The sequence below is a fragment of the Thalassotalea sp. LPB0316 genome (assembly GCF_014898095.1).
Classification (GTDB): domain Bacteria; phylum Pseudomonadota; class Gammaproteobacteria; order Enterobacterales; family Alteromonadaceae; genus Thalassotalea_G.
Genome location: NZ_CP062946.1, coordinates 2,370,665 through 2,392,482 on the forward strand (window position 1 = coordinate 2,370,665; position 21,818 = coordinate 2,392,482).

The 21,818-nt window shown below is 41.3% G+C and carries 21 protein-coding genes and 6 tRNA genes; 23 read left to right on the forward strand and 4 right to left on the reverse strand.

Annotated elements, in window-relative coordinates; translation table 11 throughout:
* Window positions 1–142 precede the first annotated feature (142 nt).
* From LP316_RS10510 to LP316_RS10540, 7 genes are all read left to right on the forward strand, one after another.
* Window positions 143–218: transfer RNA gene (locus LP316_RS10510), tRNA-Ala, on the forward strand.
* A gap of 73 nt (window positions 219–291) precedes the next feature.
* Window positions 292–367: transfer RNA gene (locus tag LP316_RS10515), tRNA-Glu, on the forward strand.
* Window positions 368–444: 77 nt separating this feature from the next.
* Window positions 445–520, forward strand: a tRNA-Glu gene (locus LP316_RS10520).
* Between the two features lie 41 nt (window positions 521–561).
* Window positions 562–637, forward strand: a tRNA-Glu gene (locus tag LP316_RS10525).
* Window positions 638–680: 43 nt separating this feature from the next.
* Window positions 681–756: transfer RNA gene (locus tag LP316_RS10530), tRNA-Glu, on the forward strand.
* An 82-nt stretch (window positions 757–838) separates the two neighbouring features.
* Window positions 839–914 (forward strand) — tRNA-Glu (locus LP316_RS10535).
* Between the two features lie 193 nt (window positions 915–1,107).
* The gene (locus LP316_RS10540; RefSeq protein WP_193020997.1) at window positions 1,108–2,331 is read left to right on the forward strand and encodes an EAL and HDOD domain-containing protein; all 1,224 of its coding nucleotides are present in this window, start codon (window positions 1,108–1,110) and stop codon (window positions 2,329–2,331) included.
* A 37-nt stretch (window positions 2,332–2,368) separates the two neighbouring features.
* Here the strand turns inward: LP316_RS10540 and LP316_RS10545 are convergent, their stop codons facing one another.
* Window positions 2,369–3,001, reverse strand: a complete 633-nt coding sequence (locus tag LP316_RS10545) for an arylesterase (protein ID WP_193020999.1) — start codon at window positions 2,999–3,001, stop codon at window positions 2,369–2,371.
* Here LP316_RS10545 and LP316_RS10550 point away from each other — a divergent pair.
* From LP316_RS10550 to LP316_RS10560, 3 genes are all read left to right on the forward strand, one after another.
* Window positions 3,000–3,707 carry an ABC transporter ATP-binding protein gene (locus LP316_RS10550; RefSeq protein WP_193021001.1) on the forward strand — a complete coding sequence of 236 codons (708 nt, stop codon included), beginning with the start codon at window positions 3,000–3,002 and terminating at the stop codon, window positions 3,705–3,707. The genes LP316_RS10545 and LP316_RS10550 overlap by 2 nt on opposite strands.
* 2 nt (window positions 3,708–3,709) lie before the next feature.
* Window positions 3,710–6,202 (forward strand): ABC transporter permease, encoded by a 2,493-nt coding sequence (locus tag LP316_RS10555; protein WP_193021003.1) that lies wholly within the window; start codon window positions 3,710–3,712, stop codon window positions 6,200–6,202.
* A gap of 73 nt (window positions 6,203–6,275) precedes the next feature.
* Window positions 6,276–7,331, forward strand: a complete 1,056-nt coding sequence (locus LP316_RS10560; RefSeq protein WP_193021005.1) for an AI-2E family transporter — start codon at window positions 6,276–6,278, stop codon at window positions 7,329–7,331.
* A 30-nt stretch (window positions 7,332–7,361) separates the two neighbouring features.
* Here LP316_RS10560 and LP316_RS10565 read toward each other — a convergent pair whose 3' ends face one another.
* Genes LP316_RS10565 through LP316_RS10575 form a run of 3 tightly spaced genes read right to left on the reverse strand, consistent with a single transcriptional unit; the run spans window position 7,362 to window position 8,646 of the window.
* Complete coding sequence (locus LP316_RS10565) at window positions 7,362–7,769, reverse strand: lysozyme inhibitor LprI family protein (RefSeq protein WP_193021007.1); 408 nt, start codon at window positions 7,767–7,769, stop codon at window positions 7,362–7,364.
* Between the two features lie 4 nt (window positions 7,770–7,773).
* Entirely contained in the window at window positions 7,774–8,076 is a 303-nt protein-coding gene (locus tag LP316_RS10570; RefSeq protein WP_193021009.1) for a YciI family protein, read from the reverse strand.
* 3 nt (window positions 8,077–8,079) lie between these two features.
* Window positions 8,080–8,646, reverse strand: a complete 567-nt coding sequence (locus LP316_RS10575; RefSeq protein WP_193021011.1) for a septation protein A — start codon at window positions 8,644–8,646, stop codon at window positions 8,080–8,082.
* 263 nt (window positions 8,647–8,909) lie between these two features.
* On the opposite strand from LP316_RS10575, the gene LP316_RS10580 reads away from it, so the two are divergent.
* The 13 genes from LP316_RS10580 to LP316_RS10640 are packed head-to-tail and all read left to right on the forward strand — an operon-like array spanning window position 8,910 to window position 21,755.
* Window positions 8,910–9,191: an STAS domain-containing protein gene (locus tag LP316_RS10580; RefSeq protein ID WP_193021013.1), complete on the forward strand. Its 282-nt coding sequence runs from the start codon at window positions 8,910–8,912 to the stop codon at window positions 9,189–9,191.
* A gap of 12 nt (window positions 9,192–9,203) precedes the next feature.
* Window positions 9,204–9,566 carry a response regulator gene (locus LP316_RS10585; protein WP_193021015.1) on the forward strand — a complete coding sequence of 121 codons (363 nt, stop codon included), beginning with the start codon at window positions 9,204–9,206 and terminating at the stop codon, window positions 9,564–9,566.
* Window positions 9,567–9,570: 4 nt separating this feature from the next.
* Entirely contained in the window at window positions 9,571–11,631 is a 2,061-nt protein-coding gene (locus tag LP316_RS10590) for a chemotaxis protein CheA (protein ID WP_193021017.1), read from the forward strand.
* Window positions 11,628–12,161: a chemotaxis protein CheW gene (locus tag LP316_RS10595; protein WP_193021019.1), complete on the forward strand. Its 534-nt coding sequence runs from the start codon at window positions 11,628–11,630 to the stop codon at window positions 12,159–12,161. The genes LP316_RS10590 and LP316_RS10595 overlap by 4 nt, the downstream gene beginning before the upstream one ends.
* Window positions 12,154–12,630, forward strand: coding sequence for a chemotaxis protein CheW (locus LP316_RS10600; protein ID WP_193021021.1), 477 nt, complete (start codon window positions 12,154–12,156; stop codon window positions 12,628–12,630). Before LP316_RS10595 ends, LP316_RS10600 begins: the two co-directional genes overlap by 8 nt.
* Before the next feature lie 26 nt (window positions 12,631–12,656).
* Complete coding sequence (locus LP316_RS10605; protein ID WP_193021023.1) at window positions 12,657–15,017, forward strand: methyl-accepting chemotaxis protein; 2,361 nt, start codon at window positions 12,657–12,659, stop codon at window positions 15,015–15,017.
* 9 nt (window positions 15,018–15,026) lie between these two features.
* Entirely contained in the window at window positions 15,027–15,875 is an 849-nt protein-coding gene (locus LP316_RS10610; protein ID WP_226960724.1) for a CheR family methyltransferase, read from the forward strand.
* Window positions 15,876–16,517 (forward strand): chemoreceptor glutamine deamidase CheD, encoded by a 642-nt coding sequence (gene cheD, locus LP316_RS10615; RefSeq protein WP_193021025.1) that lies wholly within the window; start codon window positions 15,876–15,878, stop codon window positions 16,515–16,517. It abuts the gene before it with no gap.
* Window positions 16,517–17,581 (forward strand): protein-glutamate methylesterase/protein-glutamine glutaminase, encoded by a 1,065-nt coding sequence (locus LP316_RS10620; RefSeq protein WP_193021027.1) that lies wholly within the window; start codon window positions 16,517–16,519, stop codon window positions 17,579–17,581. Before cheD ends, LP316_RS10620 begins: the two co-directional genes overlap by 1 nt.
* 12 nt (window positions 17,582–17,593) lie before the next feature.
* Window positions 17,594–17,905 (forward strand): STAS domain-containing protein, encoded by a 312-nt coding sequence (locus LP316_RS10625; protein WP_193021029.1) that lies wholly within the window; start codon window positions 17,594–17,596, stop codon window positions 17,903–17,905.
* 3 nt (window positions 17,906–17,908) lie between these two features.
* Window positions 17,909–19,630, forward strand: a complete 1,722-nt coding sequence (locus tag LP316_RS10630) for a SpoIIE family protein phosphatase (RefSeq protein WP_193021031.1) — start codon at window positions 17,909–17,911, stop codon at window positions 19,628–19,630.
* Window positions 19,621–20,568, forward strand: a complete 948-nt coding sequence (locus LP316_RS10635; RefSeq protein WP_193021033.1) for a GGDEF domain-containing protein — start codon at window positions 19,621–19,623, stop codon at window positions 20,566–20,568. The genes LP316_RS10630 and LP316_RS10635 overlap by 10 nt, the downstream gene beginning before the upstream one ends.
* Before the next feature lie 23 nt (window positions 20,569–20,591).
* Window positions 20,592–21,755 (forward strand): response regulator, encoded by a 1,164-nt coding sequence (locus tag LP316_RS10640; protein ID WP_193021035.1) that lies wholly within the window; start codon window positions 20,592–20,594, stop codon window positions 21,753–21,755.
* The last annotated feature ends 63 nt before the right edge of the window (window positions 21,756–21,818 follow it).

Genomic DNA, 21,818 nt, shown 5'->3' on the forward strand with positions numbered 1-21,818 from the left:
ATTGATCGTTTGGTAAGCACTTAATCACGATATTGTAAAAAAATGCCAATTTATTTGAATTAATGGTTGACAGTTAGCAGGGTGGTGCTTAGAATTCGCCTCGCTTTCAACAAGTACTAGGTCACTTGTTAGCGGCTTCAGTGGGGCTATAGCTCAGCTGGGAGAGCGCTTCGCTGGCAGCGAAGAGGTCTGCGGTTCGATCCCGCATAGCTCCACCACTTTAGCTTAGTCTTTTGTGTCGTGTGAAAGCAGTAAATAGTAACGTCTAGGTCCTGTTATTATTTATGTTGCGTCCCTATCGTCTAGAGGCCTAGGACACCGCCCTTTCACGGCGGTAACAGGGGTTCGAATCCCCTTAGGGATGCCAAAATTCTTGAAATGAGAAAGGCATTTGTAGGTTTTACCTATTATAATCAGATGCAACAGTACGCAGTTTTACGGTGTGTCCCTATCGTCTAGAGGCCTAGGACACCGCCCTTTCACGGCGGTAACAGGGGTTCGAATCCCCTTAGGGATGCCAATTTCTCGTTTCACAATTTTAAATGCAAGTAGCATCTTAGCGTCCCTATCGTCTAGAGGCCTAGGACACCGCCCTTTCACGGCGGTAACAGGGGTTCGAATCCCCTTAGGGATGCCACTTTTGCATGTTATTGGATTTGTGCATACATAGCACACTTAGTGTCCCTATCGTCTAGAGGCCTAGGACACCGCCCTTTCACGGCGGTAACAGGGGTTCGAATCCCCTTAGGGATGCCAATTTCCAATAACAAATCACTTAAGTGTCGCTTTCATTAGGCCGAAAGCACATTGTTAATAAGTGAAAGCTGCAAAGCTTGATGTCCCTATCGTCTAGAGGCCTAGGACACCGCCCTTTCACGGCGGTAACAGGGGTTCGAATCCCCTTAGGGATGCCACATCGAAAAAACCGACGCAAGTCGGTTTTTTTTCGTCTCGAAAAAATAAGACAAAGAATTATTATTGAGATAACAATATCGTCGATAGTTTTACGAAGTGTTAACAGCGCTGTTTATTGTAGGGAATATAATAGCTTCACGAGATTTTCTACTTTAATTCACTTGGTATCAATCTGAGAACGAGGGCGACTACATGCAACTTTATTTGGCGCGACAAGCGATACTGGGACGTAAGCAAAATTTAGTCGCTTATGAGTTGCTGTTTCGAGATGGTCCTGAAAATAGCTTCCCGAATATTGATCCGCATGTGGCAACGTCTAAATTGATCAATCGTACTCACTTCAATAAAGGGCTCAGCCATATCAGTGGTGGTAAACGTGCGCTGATCAACTTCTCTGAAGTCAGTTTACTCAAGCGTCTTCCCTTACTTTTGCCAAAAGATGAAATTATTATTGAAATCTTAGAAGATGTGACACCATCAGATGCGGTGTATCAGGCTTGTGTTGAAATGTACCGTCAAGGGTATGTTTTTGCGCTAGATGATTTTGTTTACCGATCAGAGTGGCGTCGTTTTTTGCAGTTAGTAAAAGTGGTCAAGTTCGACTTGATGCACACGCCACTAAATACGATCGGGCCTATTGTCAATGCGCTTAGAAAGAAGACTAAAATAAAACTCTTAGCTGAGAAAGTTGAGACCCAAGAAGTGTATCAGCAAGCCATGGCAATGGGCTTTCATTTTTTTCAAGGCTATTTTTTTACTAAGCCCGAGATGAAAACTGTTCATGAAAATGAAACAAATCAACACTTGTTGGTGCTTATTCTTCAAGAGGCAATTGCTAAAGACCTAAACCACAAGAGAATCCAAAACCTGCTAGAGCAAGATAGTGCTTTAGTCTATCGCTTACTGTGTTTTGTCAACTCAGGTGGTTTTCCATTAAAGACAAGAATATCATCGGTTAAACAAGCAATGGCTTATTTAGGCGATATTCAGTTACGCCGTCTATTGAGTTTATTTGCGACCGCGGTTTTAGCGAGTGAAAAAACGGTGGAGTTAACCAAAATGTGCGTAGTGCGTGCTAAGTATTGTGAGGCAGTGTGTAGCAAAGTCGCGCCAGGTCAAAAAGAATCTGGATTTTTGACAGGCATGTTTTCGTTACTTGATGCCGTTTTGGAATCGCCAATGGAGCAAGTGTTGGAGCGCTTACCCATGTCTGATGATATCGAGCAAGTGTTGCTCGATACTGATGACAAACTACAAACGCCAATAGCCATGGCATTGCGCTCAATTAGACATATTGAACAGGGCCATTGGCATTTCACCGAACTAGAAGCGAAAAAAATGAATGTTAGCTCTGAGTTTTTACATCGCTGTTATCAAGATGCGGTCAGTTGGGCTGAAAATTATCAGAATGTTTAACTTTACATATATGATACCAAGTCTAAATCATTTGTTATTACTGCTTCGCTAATTTAATAATTTCTCTTTCAATGACTTCCTTCATTGTTCGGGCAATAAGCGGCTGTGCCTTCTTGTTTGGGTGAATACCGTCATTTTGCATCAATTCTGGCTTTATCGCTATATCAGTTAAAAAGAACGGCAATAAGGTGATCTGGGCTTCCTCGGCAACCGTAGCAAAAACATCAGTAAACATTTTGCTGTAGCGAGGGCCGTAATTCGGGGGAATTTGGATTTCCATGATATAGACATCGATGTCTTGTGCTTGGGCCAGTCGAATAATTTGTAAGAGATTGTGTTTAATCGTCACTGGTGGAAAGCCACGTAAGCCGTCATTACCACCTAGCTCAATGATCAAATGATCAAATGATTGTTTCGATAAAATCCCCGGAAGTCGAGACAGGCCGCCACCTGTAGTCTCTCCGCTTATGCTAGCATTAACAATTTTATAACCTGTGTTTTCAGCTTGGAATGTTTGATTGAGTAGATGAACCCAGCCTTCATTTTGTTGCATTCCATAACTTGCGCTTAAGCTGTCGCCAAGTAATAAAATAGACGTTGTAGCCTGTGTATGTGAAGATAGCGTACATAAAATTAAGAAATTTAATAGAAGAAAAGCTTTTTTAATCATGAAGATAGATCCTAAAACAATATTAGATGTTCGCCAGTTAAGTAAATCAGTTAACTTAGGAAGCAAGACGATAGATATTCTGCAGAATGTTGATCTAGAAGTAAATGCTGGTGAAACGATCGCCATTGTTGGTTCTTCGGGCTCAGGTAAAACAACACTACTTTCGATCATTGCCGGCTTAGATATTCCTACTGCGGGTGAGGTTTATTTGAAAGGTCACGCGCTGCATCAAGCGGATGAAGAAACGCGAGCGCAAATTCGCGGTAACTATGTCGGCTTTATTTTTCAGCAGTTCTTGTTGATTCCAAGTTTGAGCGCGAAAGAAAATATTATGTTACCAGCTGAGTTGGCCAATTTGCCCAATGCTGAAGCATTAGCACAAGAGTTATTAGAAAAAGTTGGTTTGGGTGAGCGGGCAGACCATTTCCCTTCTCAGTTATCAGGAGGAGAGCAACAGCGGGTAGCGATTGCAAGAGCCTTTATTACTCAACCTGATATTTTGTTTGCTGATGAGCCAACGGGCAATTTAGACAAACAAACAGGTAGCCAAATTGAGAATCTGTTATTTGAGTTGCATCAACAAGCAGGGACTACTTTGGTCGTTGTTACTCATGATCCCAAGCTTGCACAGCGTTGTCAGCGACAAGTGGTTATGGATAGTGGCCATCTTAACGAACAAACACCTAAATTGGTTGAGGTTGTTTAAGGATGAAAAACTGGTTTAAGCATTCAGTTTCTTTGCTAAAGCACGAGTTAAGACGCGGTGAATTAACCATTGTCGCACTAGCAATTGTGCTAGCCGTTTCTGCGGTATTTTCGTTAACCGGGTTTTCCAACCACATTAAGGATGCCTTAGTTAATGAAAGTACCGCCTTTATTGCGGCAGACAGGGTTTGGGCGACATCTCGTGAATTACCGCAAAGCGTCAACGACAAAGCAAGCGAACTTAATTTGGCTACAGCAAAGCAAGTTTTTATGAGTTCTATGGTGTTCTCGAAAGATCGCATGGTACTGTCTTCGTTAACAGCCGTAACAGACTTGTATCCATTGCGTGGTGAATTACTCGTTGAAATAGATGCAAAAGAGCAGGCGGTTAACGCGCCAAATCCAGGCTATGTTTGGGTTCAGCCGGCTATTTTGACTAAACTGGCCGTTGGCTTAGGTGATGCGATCGAAGTAGGCAACAAGTCCTTCATTATTGCTGGTATTATCAATCAAATACCCGACGCGTCATTTAGTGTTTTTACCTCTGGCCCAACGATTATTCTGCATGCTGATGATCTTGAAGCGACGGGGCTTATCCAGCCCGGTTCTCGCATTTGGTATGAGTATTTGTTTGCCGGTGAACCAAGTGATATTAATGACTTTGAACAATGGGTTAAGCCGCAAGTTAACGAGTCACAGCGATGGTACGATATCAAAGATAGTCAATCATCATTAGCGAGCGCATTAAATCGCGCAGAGCAATACTTATCGTTAGCTAGTATGCTTGGTGTTGTGCTTGCCGCGGTCGCAGTTGCTGTAGCTGGCCGTCGATATGCCCAACGACAGCAAAGTGTCGTTGCTATTTTCAAGGCAATGGGCACAAGTAAAGCTTATGTTCGCCGAGTTTATTTATTACATTGGAGTTTATTGAGCACGGTAAGTATTTTAGTTGGCTTAGTTGTTGGTGCATTACTGTTAGCATTAGGGATCAACAGCGTTAAAGAACAATTGAAAATTCAAGGCGCATTGATTCAGCTTTACCCTGTGTTGGTGGCAAGCTTTACCGGTATTATTTGTGCGTGTGCATTTGCTTTCGTACCTCTCAAACAATTACTAGACACCTCGCCGTTGAGTATTCTGCGTGGTTTTAATCAACATAAGTTACCTTGGTATGCTCATATTCCGGCGATTTCAGCGCTGTTTTTACTGCTGTTCTTATTTAGTCAAAACTTAGCTTTATCAGTTGCCCTTGTCTTAGGAGGGCTGTTGGTTTCAGGTATTATTCTGCTTTGCGCTAAATTTATTTTATTGCTCAGCCGCAGCGCGGGTGCTCGTGCCGGCAAAGCATGGCATTTGGCATTGGCAAATTTGAAACGCCGGGCCAATGAAAATGCAATTCAATTGATTAGCTTTACCGTCGCGATTGAGTTGTTATTGCTTATATTCGTCATGAAAGGCGCGATTATTGACGAATGGCAACGACAATTGCCCGATGATACCGCAAACCGTTTCTTGATTAATATTGCCCACGACAATATCGATCAAGTGTCGGCATTTATTGAACAAAACAATATTGTCTCAAGTGGCTTATATCCCGTTGTAAGAGGGCGTCTAACGGCAATTAATGATACTCAAACAGCGAGAAGAGTAACCAAAGAAGACGATAGTAAAGACGACAATGCTCGTCGCGGCGTTGGCCGAGAACTTAACCTTACATGGCGAGCTGATTTACCGAGTGAAAACACGATCCTAGCAGGAAGTTGGTGGCAGGCGGATAGTGAACAAGGACAGGTCTCTATCGAACATAAACTGGCTGAGCGTTTGGATGTTGCGATTGGTGATAACCTGACCTTTCAAATTGGCAGTGATGTCGTCACCGTACCGATTACGAGCATTCGGGAAGTGAACTGGAATTCCCTACAACCTAATTTTTACATGATATTTAGCCCAAGTGTTTTGGCAGATTTTCCAGCTAGTTACATTAACTCGATGTATATCAGCGAAGAGAACAAACCCAAATTACAGCGATTCTTAACTGACTACCCAACGATATCTATGATCGATGTTGAGGCGATTATCCGTCAGTTACGCAGTGTTATTTCACAAGTGTCGCTGGCTATCGAGTTTGTCTTAATTCTCGTCGTACTTGCTGGCTCACTGGTACTTGTCGCGCAAGTACAAGCGAGTATGGAAGAGAGAGAGCGCGAATTGGCTATTTTGAAAACACTAGGCGCGAAAAGTCGCGTGTTGAATTTTAGTGTCTTATATGAGTTTATCGCGCTCGGTGCTGTTGCTGGTTTGATGGCGAGTATCGCTATGGAGTTAGCCGTTTACATCTTGCAAACTCGTGTATTTGATATGGCGCCAAGTTGGCATTTGAGTTACTGGCTTTTAGGGATCGCTTCTGGCGCCGCTTTTGTTGGCACGGTTGGTTTTTTATCTTGTACACGTTTACTGAAATTGTCGAGCGTGACATTAATTCGCCGAACCATGTAAAAATTTGCTGTAGAAACTTTGCTGTTCAACTATGATATAACTATCTAACAATAAAACTAAAACGATGAATTAAATGGTTAAAAAAGTCATTCTGGAAACGCCTATTGCCGGCAATAAACAAAGTATTATACGCAGTGTTGTTTTTATCGCGGCATTGGTGGTGATCATTGCAGGCTTGAAAGCGTCAACCAACCTGATACTGCCTTTTTTAATGTCGGTATTTATCACCATCATGTGTAATCCTTTGGTTAAGAGAGCCGACGATTACAACATCCCCAAGGTGATTTCTGTTTGTACAGTCATTTTCTTGTTTGTTATCTTAGTGATGATACTCGCTGGTGTTGTTGGCAGCTCACTTAATGAACTCTCTCGCTTATTACCTGGGTACAAAGAGCAACTTGACGATAAATTCGAGTGGTTGGTTGCAAAACTCAATGAGTTTAATATTCAGTTGTCGTCGGACCTGGTTTTAGAATATTTTAATCCATCAGCAGCCATGGATTTAGCCACTAATATGTTTTCAAGTTTAAGTGGTGCAATGGCGAATTTGTTTTTGATTATCCTTACTGTTGTTTTTATGTTGTTTGAAGCATCGGGACTACCGAGAAAATTGCATTTAGCGCTCGATGACCCAGAAATGCGTTTGAATCAAATTGAGCGCTTTGTTTCATCAGTAAACAGTTATATCGCCATTAAAGCAGCAGTAAGTGTTGTAACAGGTGTATTGGTCAGTTTGATGTTGTGGGCCTTTGGCTTAGACTTTTACTTACTATGGGGTGTGCTTGCCTTCTTACTAAACTTTATACCTAATATAGGTTCTATTTTAGCCGCGATACCTGCAGTGTTGTTAGCACTGGTTCAACTTAATCCGGTAACAGCAGGTTTTATTGGTTTAGGCTATTTGATCATCAATTTAGTCATGGGTAATATCGTTGAGCCAAGATACCTGGGCAAAGGCCTTGGTTTATCTACACTGGTTGTTTTCCTGTCTTTAATTTTTTGGGGCTGGCTATTTGGTACGGTAGGTATGCTTTTATCTGTTCCGTTAACCATGATCATAAAAATCGGTTTAGAAAACTCTGAAGAAGGTCGGTGGTTTGCTGATTTATTATCATCGGATGACGAATAGCGCTAACAAGCGCTATTCTTCATTGTTTGGTTAAGAAAGCTCGTCTAGCTCGGCTATTCGAGCTTTTGTCATTTTTATGTAGCACTTTTTATAAGCCGATGCCGCGCCTGTACCAGGTGATATTTCTAGATAATAGAATTTACAGTTGTTTTCACGGTAGGTTTCAAAGTTTTTTTGTGCTTTTTTGAACATATTCAATGCACCACTTCGGCCTGTAACACTAACTAAATCTTCCAACTCAAAGGTTTTGTTATTTACCCAAGCGGTAAGTTCGCGTTCAGCAAGTGTTTTCACGGTATCTAAACACTGAGAAAAGGCAAGGTTATCAGTAAACTTTTGTTCGCACTGTTCAATGGTTCTGGCGGTTTTAGCGTGAGCTGGCAATGCCAAACTAGTCCCAGCAATAAAACTTAATAAAATAAATGTTTTAGTATTCATTAACTTAACTTGGTAAAACTTTTTTAAATGGTCTAACAATAACTTTAGCATAGACGCCGGCGTCAACATATGGATCAGCGTCGGCCCACGCTTGAGCATCTGCTAGTGAGTTGAATTTTGCGATCACGGTTGAACCGCTAAAGCCAGTTTGGGTATCGTCATGATCACCCATTGGACAAGGGCCCGCCACTAATAAACGCTGTTGAGCGTCTAACTCCGCTAACCTTGCAAGGTGTTTGTCTCTTACCTGCAAACGCAGTGGTAAACTATTCTCAACGTCGTGACTGAAAATCACATAGTAGTTCATCTGTTATTTCTCCGCTTGATTTGACTCATCCGATGCGGTTTCTTCTTCTGGAATATATTTGTACAGAGAAAAGATCGTTCCGATGGCAAAGATAAAGGTTAAGCCGGTTAACCCGAAAACTTTAAAGTTAACCCAAGTTTCTTGTGAATAGTGAAATGCGATATACCAATTTAATACGGCACATAGGGTAAAAAAACTCGCCCATGACCAGGTAAGCTTTAGCCATACTTTATCGGGTAACTCGATCGCTTCACCTAAAAAGGTTTTCAAAATTATTTTGTTAAAGGCGTAATAACCAATCACTAGCGCACTGGCAAAAAATAGGTTGATTATGGTGACTTTCCACTTGATAAAGGCATCGTCTTGCAGTGCTATTGTTAGGCCACCAAACGCTAAGATAAGGACAAAAAATACCAGTGTTTGCTTGGGAATAGGTTGCTTTTTGACGATATAAAACAATAGTTGGATTGCTGAGGCAATTATTAAGGCACCTGTTGCCCAATAGATATCTTGAAACTTGTAAACAATCAGAAAAACAATCAGGGGAATGTATTCTAGTAATACGTGCATAACCTAAATCTCGACATTCATAATGACATCATTTTAGCTAAACAACCCCGTAAATAATACCGTTTATTCATGCAAAGCCCTACAGACGCGTGTTTATTTACGGAATGTTTTTTAACTAGCTGAATTATTTAGCAATAATTAAATGTTCTAGTTTTTTATTCAATGTAGCTTGGCTTAGCAAAAATAAATAACTGTCTGATTTCTTGCAGATTTACCAATCTGAAATATAGTTAAAATAGTGTTGGTTTCTCGAGAGGGAGCTTATGACGGTTCAAACTTGGACGTTACCGAGTGAATTAATTATTAATGACATAGATGATATCAAGAGCCTTGCCAGTCAACAGTACCTTGAGTCTGTCGACTTAGTGATTGATAGTACACATCTCACTCGAATAGATACCATTGGCGTGCAGTTTCTTTTAGCTTTTGTTCAAAAGCGTACCAATAACAACTATAAAACACGGTGGCAAAACCTTTCAGAAATTCTATTACAAAGCCTTGAACAATTAGGTATCGCAAAATCTCGAGTAGCGATAGACGAATAATAAGGAAAATAAATGAGTAAGATTTTGGTCGTCGATGATTCTAATTCCATTCGCGATATGGTGACCTTTACCCTCGAGAGTGCAGGGTATTCCACTGAACAGGCAGCCGATGGTTTACTTGGCTTGAACAAGGCTAAAACGACAGCGTTTGATCTTGTGATTTCAGATGTCAACATGCCAAATATGGATGGTATTAGTTTGTGCCAGGAGCTACGTAAATTGCCTGCGTTTAAATTTACCCCGATTTTAATGCTCACTACCGAAAGCTCAACCGATATGAAAATGAGAGGCAAAGCAGCGGGCGCTACTGGTTGGTTAGTAAAGCCATTTAATCCAGACAAACTATTAGCTACGATAAAACGGGTTATTAGATAGCGTTATGACTGTCGATCTGTCTCAATTCTTACCCACTTTCTTTGAAGAGAGCTTCGAAGGCGTTGAGGTAATGGAATCAAATTTATTGTCACTTACTAGTGATGATAGAGAGACGATTGACTCTATTTTTAGAGCTGCACACTCAATAAAAGGTGGGGCAGGTACTTTTGGTTTAGAGCGTGTAAGTGAATTTACTCATCTAGTCGAAACTTTGTTAGATGAACTAAGAGATGGCCGAAGGCAATTTAACGAGCAAGACAAAGAGTTATTGCTACGAGCCACTGATACCATTAAAGCCTTATTAGAATGTGAAAAAAATGGCGTAGCAATTGAGCAAGCGACAGTAGATGAAGTTACAACACAATTAAACAATGCATTAAATGGGAGAGTGTCACTAGTATCGAATGAAAGTAGTGGTTGGCGCATCATCTTTATTCCTGAGCCGGATATCGCTCAAACCGGCAACGATCCGTTATTACTATTCCAAGCTTTAGCTGACTTAGGTACGGTTCACGCGACCTGTAATGATGAGCATTTACCAGATTTTGATACGTTAGATGTTGAAGAGCTTCATTTAAGCTGGCAATTGACCCTCACCGACACCCAAGCAAGCCAACTCGATATTGAAGAGATTTTTGAATGGGTTGAAGACGAATGCACACTCGAGATAGCCCCCTTATCTGAACCTCAGAGCCAAACTCAGGTTAATCAAGCGCAATCTAGTGGACAGTTGCCCAATGCTTCTGAGCAACAAGTATCAAACCTTGCTCCTAGCAGCGAAGTAACGATTACGGGAACACCTGAAGTGATTGAGAGTAAAGAGCCAAAACCTAGCCGAGGGAAACACACCGACGCAGGCTCGATTCGTGTAGGTGTTGATAAAGTCGACAGCTTAATTAACTTAGTCGGTGAGTTAGTTATTACGCAGTCTATGCTGTCGGAATTAGGTCAAGATATAACATCTGCGGATTCTGAAAAGTTGAAAGCAGGGCTTGAACAATTGATGCAGAACACGAAAGAATTACAGGAAAGTGTGATGCGCATCAGAATGCTGCCGATTAGCTTTACTTTTAACCGGTTTCCGCGCTTAGTTCACGATTTAGCCAAAAAAATCGGTAAAGAAATTAATTTGGTTATCCAAGGTGAACACACCGAGCTTGATAAAACGGTACTAGAGCGCATAGGTGATCCGCTTACGCATTTAGTACGCAATGCGATAGATCACGGTATTGAAGCACCGGATGTTCGAACAACAGCAGGTAAGCCACCTGAAGGGCAGATTACTTTATCTGCTTATCATTTAGGCGGCAATGTTGTTATTGAAATCGCCGACGATGGCAAGGGTATTGATACTGAACTAATTCTTGCTAAAGCAAAAGAAAAGCAACTCATCGATGGCAACTATCCACTCAATATCCAGCAGATTTACGATTTAATATTTGAACCTGGCTTTTCAACGGCAGCGTGTGTCAGCGATATTTCTGGTCGCGGTGTTGGTATGGATGTAGTCAAGCGCAATATTCAGGCACTAGGTGGGAGAATTGTCATCGATTCTGCGCTCGGTAAAGGTAGTAATATTAAAGTCTACCTGCCACTTACCTTAGCTATTTTAGACGGGCAACTCGTTAAAGTCTGTGGCCAAACATACATTATTCCATTACTTATTATTGTTGAATCTGTGCAGATGCAGGCTGACAATATTGTCACTGCTTCCGGCGGCCAATATTACTATCGGCTACGCGATGATAATGTGCCTATTTTACCCCTCGGAAAGCTCTTTAATCTTGGTAGTCAAGCCTCTCCAAGCGCTGAAGGGTTATTGGTCGTAACCGAGTGTGAGGGTCAAAAGGTCGGCTTATTGGTTGACGATTTATTAGGCCAGCAGCAAGTTGTCATTAAGAGCTTACAAGAGAATTATCAACAAGTTAATGGCATTTCAGGGGCAACTATTTTGGGTAATGGTGCCGTCGCACTGATCATTGATATCGCCGGTATTATTGACCTATCTAAAAAGCATACCAATGGTGTAAGTAAGCAAACTTCCGCTCAGGAGGTTGAACAATGAACTTACAAAACCTGATTAATGACGTGCCGGTAGAAGGCGAATATACCCTGGAAGGACTCGATTTTATCACCAGTGGCGATCAATACCTTAGCTTTAAGCTGGCTGAAGAATGTTATGCCGTTGATATTTTAGCCGTCGAAGAAATCAGAAGTTGGCAAGAGCCAACGATTATTCCCAATGCGCCTAAGGAGGTTATTGGTGTTATTAATATGCGAGGCACCATCGTCCCGATTGTCGATTTGCGTATCAAATTTAATGTCGGGCAAGTTAGCTATACACCGACCACGGTTGTCATTGTCCTTGCTATTGATACGGTTGACGCACTAAGAAAGGTCGGCTTTGTCGTTGACGCGGTTGAAGACGTTATTAACGCAAAGGCCGAAGAAGTAAAGCCATACTTTGAACTATCAGGTGGTATTGCTAGTCGATTTGTCGAAGGCCAAATTAACGTTAACCAAGCAATTGTTACCGTTGTCAACTTGCGAGCATTACATCAGTTCAATGACCAAAGTGAGGTTGCATATGAGTGAGCAAAGTCATGAGTATTTAACCTTCTTTGTCGCCGGCGAAGAATTTGGCATTGAAATTCTTGCCGTACAAGAGATTCGCGTATTGCGAAAAATCACCGAGTTACCCAATAAACCTGAATGTGTCCTAGGAGTGATTAACTTGCGTGGCACCATTATACCTATTGTGGACTTAAGACTTAGATTTAATAAACCACAGGTCGATCACGGCGATAAAACGGTGGTCATTATCTTAAAGCAGCTCCATGAAGCATCTGACAACAGCATAGGCATTGTCGTTGATAGCGTGTCAGAAGTTTACCAAGTCGCAGCTAATCAAGTGAATTTATCACCAAGCTTTGGCAATCACGTTGATCATTGTTTTATTCATGGCCTAGCCAATGTTAACCACAAACTCATCGTATTACTTGATAGTCAAAAAATCTTTGATACTGAACTTTTGTATCAAGCTAACCCAGTATCAACGATTTAGTTATAGACAAGCGAGATTTAAACAATATGACACCAAAGCAAATAACAATAATTCAAGATACTTGGCAGGAGATCACCGAACAATTTGAAGCTAAGCAGGTCGCTCAGATTTTTTATGCGCGACTTTTTTCGCTTGATAATTCGCTCAAAGCGCTATTTGCTGACGATCTAACTGAGCAGGGTGAAAAACTGGTGAATATGATCAACCTGGCTGTGAACAATATAGACAAACCACAGGTTTTAATCCCAGCGTTAGAAAAGCTTGGTGAGCGCCATGTTACTTATGGGGTGCAAGATCAGCACTATCAGATCGTTGGCGAGGCACTCCTGTATACCTTAGAGCAAGCGCTTGGCGAAGCCTTTGACGAAGCAACAAGCAAAGCGTGGCAATCGACTTATCAATTAATCGCAAAAACCATGATGGAAGCCGGCCATAAACAACAAATAAGTGATGAAGGGGATACCCAAATGAGTAAGGGAATTCATGATCTAGGTGCTTTTATACAAGGCGCTATAGAGCAGTCAAGCACTGCATTTATGATGATTGATCGCGATTTTATTATTACTTACGTAAATCAAGCGACGTTAACACTTTTAAGCAAACACGAGCAAACACTTCGAAGTAAATGGCCTAACTTTTCTGCTGAAAAAAACGCAATTATAGGTGCTTGTATTGATATTTTTCACGAGCGGCCAGAACACCAGCGACGATTACTTGATGATCCAAATAATTTGCCTTGGGTTACTGATATTAATATCAATGGCTTGTTAATTGAACTCAACGTGACGGCGATATTTGATAACCAAGGTAACTACGTGGGTAACTCGTTAGAATGGCAAGATGTTACATTAGCCAGAAAAAACACCATTGAAGTTGGACGCTTAACATCTGCAGTCGAGGGCATGACAACTAATTTAATGATGGCTGATCCGCAAGGTAACATTGTTTACGCTAACCCTGCGGTGTTAAAAATGTTGAAATCTCGAGAGGCTGAATTGAGAGCCGTACTACCACAATTCAATGCCGACACACTCATCGGTACTAACTTTGATACGTTTCACAAAAATCCTCATCATCAGCAAAGCTTGTTAGGCGACCCGACGAAACTGCCATATCGCACAGAAATTAAAGTTGCTGACCTGTGTTTTGAGTTAATCGCTATAGCGTTAATCGATGAAAATGGCACGCATCAAGGTACTGCGGTGCAGTGGTTAGATCTAACTGAGCAACGCGATGCGCAAGAGCAAGTTGATCAGTTGCTGAGCGCAGCAATCGAGGGCCGGTTAGACGAGCGTATCGATACGGCGAGGTATCAGGGCTTCATGAAGGAGCTTGGCGAAAATATTAATGGCCTGATGGACTCAGTGATCCAACCGATCAGTGACGCGATTGAAACAGCTAAGTCCCTAGAGCAAGGTGATCTAAACAACTTGATGGATGAAAGTTATCAAGGAGAATTCCAAGCATTAGCTAATGCTATGAACGCCTCTATCTGCAATTTAACCAATATGGTTGGTGAGATCCGCAGTGTGTCAAATAACGTGTTTGAAACCGCTAAAGAAATTGCTGCGGGTAACTCAGAACTGAGCCATCGTACTGAGTCTCAAGCGTCGAGTTTAGAGGAAACCGCTTCAGCAATGGAAGAGATCACATCAACGGTTGTTCAAAATGCTGAAAACGCCACGGAAGCGAGTAAGTTGTCAAATGAGGTCATGGCCAAGGCGAACAATGGCGGAGACGTCGTTAAAAATGCAATTTCAGCAATGAGTGAAATTAATAAATCGAGTAAAAAAATTGCCGATATTATTAGTGTCATTGATGAAATCGCATTCCAAACCAATCTACTTGCGCTTAATGCTGCAGTTGAAGCGGCACGAGCTGGTGAACAAGGCAGGGGATTTGCGGTGGTTGCTGCAGAAGTGCGCAACTTAGCACAACGCAGTGCCGGTGCAGCTAAAGAAATAAAAGGTTTGATAAACGATAGTGTTGAAGCTGTTGGACAAGGTACTAAGCTGGTCGATGAAACAGGTCAAACTTTTACTGATCTTGCTGCTGCCATAGAGGAAGTCAGTCAAATGCTTTCAAGTATTGATACAGCAAGTAAAGAGCAAAGTGCAGGTGTCGCGGAAGTCAGTACTTCGATTAGCCAAATGGATGAAATGACCCAGCAAAACGCCGCCTTGGTGGAAGAAGTTAGTGCATCGAGTGCCGCGATGGAAGATCAAGCCCAAAACCTGTTAGAGCAGGTGGCGGTATTTAAAACGAAAGATAATGAAACCCAACAGCCAATCGCCTCGCGTAATCAAGTGCAGCGCAAGGTTGTCACGCCAGTGAAGTCACCAATGAATAGATTATCGAGTTTAGATGACGAATGGGAAGAGTTTTAATGGAGTAAAATGGTGATCTCTCAACCTATGGTTATTGAGCGACTTAATCGTAAACAATATGAGTTCTTATGCCAGTTCATCTATAAAGAGACCGGTATAGTGCTTGGTGATGCCAAGGTAGAAATGGTGCACAGGCGCTTGTCAAAACTGGTGAAAACCAAAGGGTTTGACAGCTTAGCTAGCTATTACCAATATTTTGTCGCGCACCAACAAGAGGAAAAGAGCGACTTAGTTAATGCATTGACCACTAACTTGACGAGGTTTTTTAGAGAAAGCCATCATTTTGATTACCTCAAAAATCACTTTATTCCTTTTTTACTCGTGCGAAATAAAAGCACCAGACGCATAAGAATTTGGTCGAGCGCGTGCTCAACTGGTGAAGAGCCATATAGTATTGCCATGCTACTGGTGAGTCACTTTGGCCAGTATCTGCAACATTGGGATATTAAGATTTTAGCAACAGATATCGACACTGATGTGCTTAATATTGCCATGGAAGGAATTTACCCTAAAGCTGCGATTAGTGACATTCCAGCTGATTTACGCAGTAAATGCTTACGTGCAGTTGGTAACGATTCCGTTGAGATGGCATCACAAGTGCGCTCATTAATCACTTTCAAGCCACTAAACTTACTTGAACGATGGCCAATGAAAGGGCCTTTTGACGTGATTTTTTGCCGTAACGTGATTATTTACTTTGACAAAGTGACTCAACAACAACTTTTCCACCGATTTGAGCAATACTTAAGTGATGAAAGCCTATTGATACTAGGTCACAGTGAAAGTCTTGGTGGAGCCGCGGCATTGTTTACTAACCAGGGTAAAACGATTTTTAGCAAACAGGCGCAGGACGCATAGATGGCAGATCCTACTATGCCACCATCCCATTACCATGAGTTCGACCATGTTAATCACTATTGGGATAAGCAAAAACAAAAACACATAGCGAAAATTTTACCCGGTGAGTTTTATTTAAGTCGCTCAGATATATTAATTGCAACGACATTAGGTAGTTGTGTGTCAGCTTGTATTTGGGATGAACAGATGAAGATTGGTGGCATGAACCATTTTATGCTACCGAACACCGATAAGGAGGCCGACAATGTCTTGTGGGGTAGTCAGCACAAAATATCGACAGCGACACGATACGGTAATTTTGCCATGGAGCACTTAATCAATGGCTTATTAAAGTATGGTGCAAACAAAACTAACTTAAAGGTTAAAGTATTTGGTGGTGCAAAGGTGGTAGGTTATATGACGGATGTTGGCGAAAGAAATATCAACTTTGTTCAGCATTATTTAAAAACCGAAAAGTTAGTAGTGGTTAGTGAGGATTTAGGAGATTTCTATCCTAGAAAACTTCTCTTTGATCCTCTTTCAGGCAAGGTGTTGATGAAGAAGCTTAGAAACCTTCACAATAATACTATTGTTGCTAGGGAACAGTCATACCAAAGTGCTATTGCATCATCTAAAATTGATGGCGACGTGGAGTTGTTTTAATGACAAAAATTAATGTACTCGTCGTAGATGACTCTCGGGTGATACGCGATGTTATTCGCACTATGCTCGAAGGCAGTGAAAGCATTAATGTGATCGGCGAAGCTGAAAACCCCTACGAGGCTCGAGAGAAGATAAAACAACTCAATCCCGATGTCTTAACGCTTGACATAGAAATGCCGCGAATGGATGGTATAACCTTCCTGAAAAATTTGATGCGTTTGCGGCCAATGCCGGTGGTAATGTTATCAAGTTTAACCAAAAATGGCGCCGATATTACCCTAGAAGCGCTTGAGATAGGGGCAGTAGACTACCTTGAAAAGCCAAAGCCAGCAGATTTACTTGTCCATAGTGAGCGTTTTAAACACCAACTCGAAGAGAAATTAAGCCAAGCGGCCCAAGCGAATATTCGCCGTTATCAATCGGCGGTACAAAAACTCAATGATAGGGATATTACGTCAATAGAAAATAGCCAATATAAAGCTAATCATATTATTGCGATTGGCGCATCCACTGGGGGCACAGAAGCAATATCACATATACTTGCCAAGATGCCAACAAATTGCCCTCCTATTGTGATTACTCAACATATTCCTGAGCATTTTAGTAAGCGTTTTGCAACGCGATTGAACAAGTATTGCCAAATTAAAGTTAAACAAGCACAAGATGGCGCAATCCTAAAAAGTGGTGTTGCATATATTGCGCCCGGTGGACTGCATTTAGTCTTTGAGCAAGAGGGCAGTAAGATCACTTGTCGGTTACTTGATAGCGATAAAATTAATCGTCATCGACCCTCAGTCGATAAAATGTTTGAGTCGTTACTGCCGTTTGCAACAAATGTTCAAGCATTACTATTAACCGGGATGGGGGCAGATGGTGCTCATTCGATGTTAGCGTTAAAAAAAGCAGGCGCAACCACGATCATTCAATCGAAATCGAGTAGTTTAATTTGGGGGATGCCGGGGGCTGCTTATCGGCTCAATGCTCATCAACAAATTTGCCATTTAGAGGATATACCCGCTGTCGTGCTACAAAATGCACAAGTGTTAAAAGCTAACTCGCTATAAGGAGATTAATTCATGCCAATAACTAGCCACTATGATCAAGCACAACAGGCTTTAGTAATAGCTATTGATCAACAATTTGATTTTTCTATGCATCAAGCATTTAAGGAGGCCTATAGCCAAATTGACAATAGCCAGAGCACACACTACATCATAGACTTGGCAAATACGACTTATATGGATAGTTCCGCATTAGGGATGATTTTACTGCTTAGGGAGCACGCACTGGCAAGTGATGGCAAGGTAACGATTAAAGCGCCAAGTGATAGTGTCTTAAAAGTACTCGAAATTGCCCAGTTTCAAAAGCTGATTGATATCCAACGTTAGATTATGGTTAAAACCAAAGACAAAAAGTCAGCACTAGTTGTCGATGACTCCCGAAGTCAGCGCAGCTATATTCGAGCATTACTTATTGAACTAGGATATCAAGTACACACTGCCGAAAACGGTGCTGTAGGTGTTAATAAATTTAGTAAATATCATCCAGATATCGTCTTAATGGATATCAATATGCCAATTATGGATGGTTTTGAGGCGGCAAAAATTATTAAATCAACGAGCAATAATGGTTTCTGCCCATTGATTTTCGTCACAACGATGAACTCTGAAAAAACAACCTTAGAAAGTGCACAGGTTGGTGGTGATGGGATTTTAGTAATGCCATTCACGCCTGAAGTCTTCAAAGCTAAAATTATGTCATTACAGCGGATTAGTGACTTATATCAAGAGCTCACTTTGCTTCAACAATCTCAACTCCATGATGCTGAGTTAGCAGAGCAGGTTATGGCGAGTGTCATCGATAGTCGAAATTATTCACCTGAGTATATCGCTATTGTCAAACAGGCTGCTTCACTTTTTAGTGGTGATATTCAGCTAAGCGAACGCTGTCCAAATGGTGATGTAAACATTTTACTTGGCGACTTTACAGGCCACGGTTTGCGCTCATCTGTTGGTGCTATTCCGGTAGCCGAAACATTTCGAACCATGACAAAAAAAGGCTTTTCATTATTAGAGATCACCAGTCAACTTAATCAACAGCTCTACGAGTTGCTACCAAGTGATTTATTTCTTGCCGCAGGTTTAGCAACGGTTTCTTTTGACGAGAAGTCGTTTTATGTGGTCAATGCGGGGATTCCAGACATTTTATTGATCGGTGATGAGGGGATGGTCAAACATCATATTACATCGAGTCATCCTCCTTTGGGGATTATGCCAAGGCTGTTACCAAGTGCTGCGTTAGATGTATTTGCAATGGAAATCACCGATAACCTACTGATGATAAGCGATGGCGTTATCGAAGCCCGAAATAGCGCAGGTGAATTTTACGGCGAACAACGTTTACATCAATTGATTAGTCACCTAGTAGGAGAGCATGACGTAGCTAGGTTATTACTAAATGACGTTAACTTATTCGTCTCTGGCGTAGAGCAAGGCGATGATATTTCTATTATTAATGTCGCCTGTAAATTATTTCAGAAATCTGAACAAGAGCCACTTTCTAGCCGTGAGTACCCTCAACTTGCTCCTGACTCCTTGCCTTTGAGTGAAAAGCCAAGTTGGTCATGGCGCGTAGTATTAAATGATCAGCGGCTAGCCAGTGTCAATCCCGTGCCATTAGCGATGAATCAATTAAAAGATATCGAAGAAGACGGTGAGCACTGGCAAAGCGTCTATACTATTTTAACAGAGCTCTATATCAATGCTTTAGATCACGGCATTTTATTACTTGATTCTTCGCTGAAAAATTCTGTCGAGGGTTTTTCACAGTATTTTAGATTAAGAGCAGAAAAGCTCAACCAAGCGATAACAGGCTCAATTGCTATTTCGATCGACCTCTATAGTTTTAGTCGAGGAGGTAAAGTAGTGATCAGAGTTAACGATAGTGGTGCTGGTTTTGATGTAGAAAGCGTGTTGAAACAGCGTATCAATCATGCACAAGCCAATAATCAAGTGTTGTCTGGGCGTGGAATAGAATTGGTTAGCAAATTATGTGAAACCTTAAGTTACAATAATTTCGGGACGTCGGTGGAGGCTTCATACTTATGGGAATAGAAAATCAAATAACGGTACTGGTTATTGAAGACTCAGAAAGTATGCGCAAAGTTATTTGTGGTTTTGTTGAAGGGGAGGGGCATATAGCGCTTGAAGCCGATGGTCACATCGAGGCGTTTGAGCAACTCGAGGCAAACACAGTCCAACTCATTTTAATGGATATTGAAATGCCAGTTGTCAATGGTATCGAGTTGACCAAGCAGATCAGAAAAAGGTATGAGCGTTGGATTCCGATTATTTTCTTAAGTGGTAATGATCGAGATAAATTTCTAACGCAAGGCATCGAAGCCGGTGGCGATGACTACTTAACTAAGCCAGTCAAACCGACCATCCTTCATGCAAAAATTAATGCCATGGTACGCATTGCAACAATGCAACGCGAATTAAATTTACTTAACCAGAAGCTCGAAAAACTCACGTTGCAAGATCCATTAACTAAAGTGATGAATCGTAGAGCTTTGGATAAAAAGCTCAAAGAAGACTGGTATACCTGTCAGCGAATCAATCAGCCGCTTTCGGTACTTATGATAGATATTGACCACTTTAAATCCTATAACGACCATTATGGCCATGCCCAAGGCGACAATTGTTTAAAGAAAGTTGCCTTGTCTTTAAAACAAAATATCAATAGAGAAACGGATAGCATTGCGCGATATGGTGGTGAAGAATTTACCGTTTTACTGCCATTTACTTGCTTAGAGCACGCAGAAATCAAAGCGAAGCAACTTGCACGCCTGCTTGAGGAACGCAGCATTGAACACATTAAATCGCCAACCGCGAAAGTTGTAACAATAAGCATCGGCATTGCTTGTACAAGCCAAGAGATAACTTCTTATAAAGAGCTTATCAATAATGCGGACAGTGCTTTATACCAGTCAAAAGTCAACGGGCGAAATCAAACCTGTATTTATGAGCAAAGCATAAGAAAAATAAGTTAATTGTCTGTGCATGGAAGGTAAGAATGAATAAACCTAATGTTTTAATTATTGATGATGATCAGGAATACCTAAATCTTTTAAAGGTCGGGTTAGAAAGCCAATTTGAGATAACGTTAGCACTTAATTTTGAACAAGTTGCAGAGCTAGAGTGTGACCAACAAGTTTTTGATATTGCACTTGTTGATGAGCACGTTGGACAAGACCATGGTTCAAGTTGGATCGCGCAACAAAAACAAACACACGCTATTGCTAATTCTTATGTGCTTTATTCTGGGCTGGCCAATGAAGAAGCTATATTGGAGGGACTAGCCTGTGGCGCGGATGATTTTCTTGCTAAGCCTCTATCAATAAAGGCACTGTGTAGTAAGCTCAGCCGGCTAGTCGCTTATCAAAATAAAATCAGCGCGTTTGAACAACAGCTTCAATCAAAAGATAAGGTGATCAATATATCAATGTCGCAAGCATCGAAATACGGTGCCTGTATGTTACTGACTTCTAAGCTAAACCACTGTAATTCAATTAACGAAATAAAAGATAAAGTGTTTAGTTTTTTAGATAATTTAGATCTTCATGGCTGTGTTGCTTTTTATCCAGTTCAGTCTGATCCTCAATATTTCCACTCGCTCAAAGGCACGTGTTCGCCGGTTGAAATCGAAGTCTTAGAAATATTAAAAACCAAGCCTCGGTTATTTCGATTTGGCTGTCGCACGATATTTAATCACCACCTAGTCTCATTACTTATTTTAAATCTCCATGATGACGATCCTGATACCGATATATATATTGATGCCTTAGCATCTTTGATTGAGTGCATCGGTGCGCGGGTTGCATTTCTAGCATACAAGGATTCGTTAGCTCAGGTACAAAGTCAGATATCGTCGGCAGTTAACACGACGAAAAAAATGGTTGAAGTGTCTAAATATCATCAACAAGAAATCATGGGAGAAATCGTTGAAAAAATCGGTTTGAGCTTTCATGTTCTCGATTTAGATGAAAAGCAGGAAGAGTATTTGATGAAATTAGTTCACGATGTGCTTAAAAAACATTCACAGGACGATATGAACTTTATTGAAGTCACTCAGTTGCTCGATCAAGTCCTGACAAATGTTGAGCGGATCAAACAATTAGATAAGTACCAAGAAATTCAAACACCTGATGATGAATTCGATGATGACGAGCTTTTCTAACGGACCGTTGTTAATGTGCTAACAGATAGAGAAAGTTTGGTTAAGCAATTTGGTTTGCCGGTT

Bases quoted from the DNA above. Each gene is read 5' to 3' on its own strand.
- LP316_RS10540 (WP_193020997.1), top strand. From the start codon at position 1,108: ATGCAACTTTATTTGGCGCGACAAGCGATACTGGGACGTAAGCAAAAT.
- LP316_RS10550 (WP_193021001.1), top strand. From the start codon at position 3,000: ATGAAGATAGATCCTAAAACAATATTAGATGTTCGCCAGTTAAGTAAA.
- LP316_RS10545 (WP_193020999.1), bottom strand. From the start codon at position 3,001: ATGATTAAAAAAGCTTTTCTTCTATTAAATTTCTTAATTTTATGTACG.
- LP316_RS10555 (WP_193021003.1), top strand. From the start codon at position 3,710: ATGAAAAACTGGTTTAAGCATTCAGTTTCTTTGCTAAAGCACGAGTTA.
- LP316_RS10560 (WP_193021005.1), top strand. From the start codon at position 6,276: ATGGTTAAAAAAGTCATTCTGGAAACGCCTATTGCCGGCAATAAACAA.
- LP316_RS10565 (WP_193021007.1), bottom strand. From the start codon at position 7,769: ATGAATACTAAAACATTTATTTTATTAAGTTTTATTGCTGGGACTAGT.
- LP316_RS10570 (WP_193021009.1), bottom strand. From the start codon at position 8,076: ATGAACTACTATGTGATTTTCAGTCACGACGTTGAGAATAGTTTACCA.
- LP316_RS10575 (WP_193021011.1), bottom strand. From the start codon at position 8,646: ATGCACGTATTACTAGAATACATTCCCCTGATTGTTTTTCTGATTGTT.
- LP316_RS10580 (WP_193021013.1), top strand. From the start codon at position 8,910: ATGACGGTTCAAACTTGGACGTTACCGAGTGAATTAATTATTAATGAC.
- LP316_RS10585 (WP_193021015.1), top strand. From the start codon at position 9,204: ATGAGTAAGATTTTGGTCGTCGATGATTCTAATTCCATTCGCGATATG.
- LP316_RS10590 (WP_193021017.1), top strand. From the start codon at position 9,571: ATGACTGTCGATCTGTCTCAATTCTTACCCACTTTCTTTGAAGAGAGC.
- LP316_RS10595 (WP_193021019.1), top strand. From the start codon at position 11,628: ATGAACTTACAAAACCTGATTAATGACGTGCCGGTAGAAGGCGAATAT.
- LP316_RS10600 (WP_193021021.1), top strand. From the start codon at position 12,154: ATGAGTGAGCAAAGTCATGAGTATTTAACCTTCTTTGTCGCCGGCGAA.
- LP316_RS10605 (WP_193021023.1), top strand. From the start codon at position 12,657: ATGACACCAAAGCAAATAACAATAATTCAAGATACTTGGCAGGAGATC.
- LP316_RS10610 (WP_226960724.1), top strand. From the start codon at position 15,027: ATGGTGATCTCTCAACCTATGGTTATTGAGCGACTTAATCGTAAACAA.
- cheD (WP_193021025.1), top strand. From the start codon at position 15,876: ATGGCAGATCCTACTATGCCACCATCCCATTACCATGAGTTCGACCAT.
- LP316_RS10620 (WP_193021027.1), top strand. From the start codon at position 16,517: ATGACAAAAATTAATGTACTCGTCGTAGATGACTCTCGGGTGATACGC.
- LP316_RS10625 (WP_193021029.1), top strand. From the start codon at position 17,594: ATGCCAATAACTAGCCACTATGATCAAGCACAACAGGCTTTAGTAATA.
- LP316_RS10630 (WP_193021031.1), top strand. From the start codon at position 17,909: ATGGTTAAAACCAAAGACAAAAAGTCAGCACTAGTTGTCGATGACTCC.
- LP316_RS10635 (WP_193021033.1), top strand. From the start codon at position 19,621: ATGGGAATAGAAAATCAAATAACGGTACTGGTTATTGAAGACTCAGAA.
- LP316_RS10640 (WP_193021035.1), top strand. From the start codon at position 20,592: ATGAATAAACCTAATGTTTTAATTATTGATGATGATCAGGAATACCTA.